Source organism: Bacteroidia bacterium (genome assembly GCA_023228875.1).
Lineage (GTDB): Bacteria > Bacteroidota > Bacteroidia > NS11-12g > UBA955 > JALOAG01.
Map to the genome: position 1 here is coordinate 1 of JALOAG010000065.1, position 3,006 is coordinate 3,006.

The 3,006-nt window shown below is 34.8% G+C and carries 4 protein-coding genes; 3 read left to right on the forward strand and 1 reads right to left on the reverse strand.

The window, feature by feature from the left end; all coding sequences use genetic code 11:
* Positions 1-269, forward strand: a 269-nt coding sequence (locus M0R38_13315; protein MCK9482715.1) for a carbohydrate kinase, incomplete at its 5' end; no start/stop codon positions are given.
* A gap of 159 nt (positions 270-428) precedes the next feature.
* The gene (locus M0R38_13320) at positions 429-1,094 is read left to right on the forward strand and encodes a hypothetical protein (GenBank protein MCK9482716.1); all 666 of its coding nucleotides are present in this window, start codon (positions 429-431) and stop codon (positions 1,092-1,094) included.
* Positions 1,095-1,178: 84 nt separating this feature from the next.
* On the opposite strand, the gene M0R38_13325 is transcribed toward M0R38_13320, so the two are convergent.
* Complete coding sequence (locus tag M0R38_13325; protein ID MCK9482717.1) at positions 1,179-2,156, reverse strand: ketose-bisphosphate aldolase; 978 nt, start codon at positions 2,154-2,156, stop codon at positions 1,179-1,181.
* Between the two features lie 203 nt (positions 2,157-2,359).
* Between M0R38_13325 and M0R38_13330 the strand changes: the two genes are divergently transcribed.
* Positions 2,360-3,006 (forward strand): AbrB family transcriptional regulator (locus tag M0R38_13330; GenBank protein ID MCK9482718.1); only part of this gene is annotated, 647 nt, incomplete at its 3' end.

A 3,006-nucleotide genomic window follows, 5' to 3' on the forward strand; every position in this document is an offset into this window, starting at 1 on the left:
AAGAGGTGATGTTAACTCACAACTCTGAGGTGATGATTGCAACAAAAGATGGCATTTACACTGCTCCATACACCAATGAGAATAACAGTGGTAGAACTGGGCGCGGTGATACCACTTTTGCAGCTTATATGGCTTGGCGTAAAGAGCACGATATTCAAAGCTCAGTTAATTTTTGTGCTGCTTTGTGTAGCATAAAAATGGAAAGCCCTGGACCTTTTACAGGAAAACTTGAAGAGGTTCTTAAAAGGGTTGAAAAAGATAGTAAATAATCTTTTAACCTTCTTTCCCCTTCTTTTTAGGAGGGGATTTTTTTATCCAAATAGAATTAAACACTACAAAGGCTCCCTATTTGTAAGCTGTAGAAATAAATAGTTATTTATGGTATAAAATACCTTTAACAATAAGTCATTTAATACTTGGAGGAAATAATGAAAAACCCGTGGCTAAACTTACAAACACAAAGCCCATATTTATTAGAGAAGGATAAAGAGCGCTTTTATAAAATAGTCAATTTAAGAAACAACGTTGATCTAAAACTCATTCCTGAACCCTTTGTAGGAGATGTAGAAAGTGCTGAAGTTATTTTCTTAATTAGCAAAGCTTCAATTAACTGGCAAGATTTTGCATGGCATGAGAACGACCATTTCAAAGATATTTATTTTAAAAACTTACGTCAAGAAAAACTTAATACTCCATTTTTCTTCTTTGATGAATCTATTAAAGATAGCCCTGCCAGTAAATGGTGGTGTAGTAAGCTCTATAAGGTTGTTGAACAAACTTCTAAAGAGAGTGTAGCTCAAAAAGTAGCTGTAATTCCATTTTTACCTTACCACTCTTCTAAACAACCCTCGTTATCCCTTTTAAGGGAAGATAAAACCCTCCCCAGTCAACTTTATACAAAAGTAGTTGTAGAGAGTGCTTTAAAAAGAGGAGCTCTTATAGTGATTATGAATGGCCCCTGGTTGGAGTTCATGCCCCAATTAAGAACAAAGAGCAATGTCTTGGAAGTTAACAGTAGAAACAACCCAGTGCTTTCGTACAACAACTTCGATAATCCAAAAGATTTTGATAAAATTATTAATAGATTAAAGTAACTAAATTTCTCATTTCTATTTAAAGCAATCCCCATCTTTGTTGATGGGGATTTTAATAAGAGAATCCTATAATTAAATTATTTTCTAAATTCTATTGGCACTACCAAGAAGTTCAATCTTGTGCTCATAAATCTCTTTTAGAAGTTTTCTAACTTCTAAGGTGAAGATTCTGCTGTCGATAGCACTTTTGTTCTCACTAAGGATTTTCCTTGTTAGAGCTAAAGCTGCTATCCACCCATCGGTAGCAATATTAACTTTACAAATCGCCATCTTTACAGCTTTGGCAACTTGATCTTCAGGAGTTCCAATGCTCTTTTTAATCTCTCCCCCATATTGGTTAATCATATCCACATACTTTTGCTCAATGGTGGAAGCTCCGTGTAAGACAATTGGAAAGTTTGGTAAAATCCTTTCAACCTCTTGAAGAATGTCAAATCTAAGTTCGGGCAATGTTCCATCAGCTTTAGGTTGCATCTTAACTAAGCCATGGTTAGTCCCTATGGAGATAGCTAATGAATCAACTCCAGTTTTTTCTACAAACTCTTTTACCATAGCAGGATCTGTATACTCAGCTTCTGCTTTACTCTCATCGTACAAAGACTCCTCAGCACCTGAAAATACTCCCAATTCTCCTTCTACAGTAACATTGCGCTTGTGAGCATAATCAACAACTTTTTTAGTTAGGGCAATATTCTCTTCAAATGGCAAGGTAGAACCATCAATCATTACAGATGAAAAACCGCTATCGATTGCCTCAACACACTGTTCAAATGATTTACCGTGATCTAAATGGAGTACTAAAGGAATCTTTTTCCCACTATTGGCTACCCTTTCAACTGCAGCTTTAGCTAAGTTGGCAACCATCTCTTTACCTATTTGTTCTAACAAGTTGGGAGATGCCAACATAATAACTGGTGACTCTTTAGCAATTGCTGCATCAATGATTGCATTTAATTGCTCAATTGAGATGAAAACAAATGCTGGAACAGCGTAGTTGTTTTTATAAGCATCTTTAAACATCTCATTGGTATTCACCAAACCCAAATCTTCATACTTATACATCTATACTTCTCCTTAAGGATTATTTATTTCAATTATAGTTGCCTTAAGTATAAGACATTATTCTTATATCGCCTATCAAATTGATATACCACTAAGAAAGCTTTTTTAATGGTATAATCATCTTTAGGGGCTAATTATTTTTGTAAAATATATCTAGATCCCCTTCTAGAAACAAAGGTAGTTTTTGGTTTACTATCTTCTCTATGAATATTGTGCTTCTTATTTTTCTTCATCTAGCAGCTCTAGTAGGGGGTCTAATTTTTATTAGGTTAAAAGCGCCTGCTGGAGCCTTAGTTGGTTCAATGGCCTTTGTTGTCCTTTTCTTATTTATAACTAAAGTTGAGATAAACTATTACTTCACTTTACGTTTTTTAGCCCAAAGTTTATCGGGTCTAATAATAGGACTTGGCTTTTCTAAAAGTAATTTAACAACTTTGAAAAGGATGGCAAAACCCACCTTAGCTTTAATAGTAACTATTATTGTAGTTAACATAGGCTTCTCTTTTATTATGGAAGCAACTACTAAATTAAATTATATGACTAGTTTGTTTGCCACCGGTTTAGGGGGAGTTGCCGATCTTGCCTTAATTGCAACCGATTTTAATGCCGATTTAGAACCAGTGGCACTACTACAGCTGTTTAGATTAGTTACCGTTGTTGTTGTTTTTCCTCCCTTAGTAAAAATAAGTTTAAAACATAAAAAAATAATTTCACACGAAGATCTACCAACAGTAGTAAAAAAGGGAAAAGTGGAAAACTATTTCATTACATTAGCAGTAGCACTTTTAGGCAGTGCTATTTTTCACATTACCCGCGTCCCTGCAGGGGCAATATTGGGTTCCATATTTGC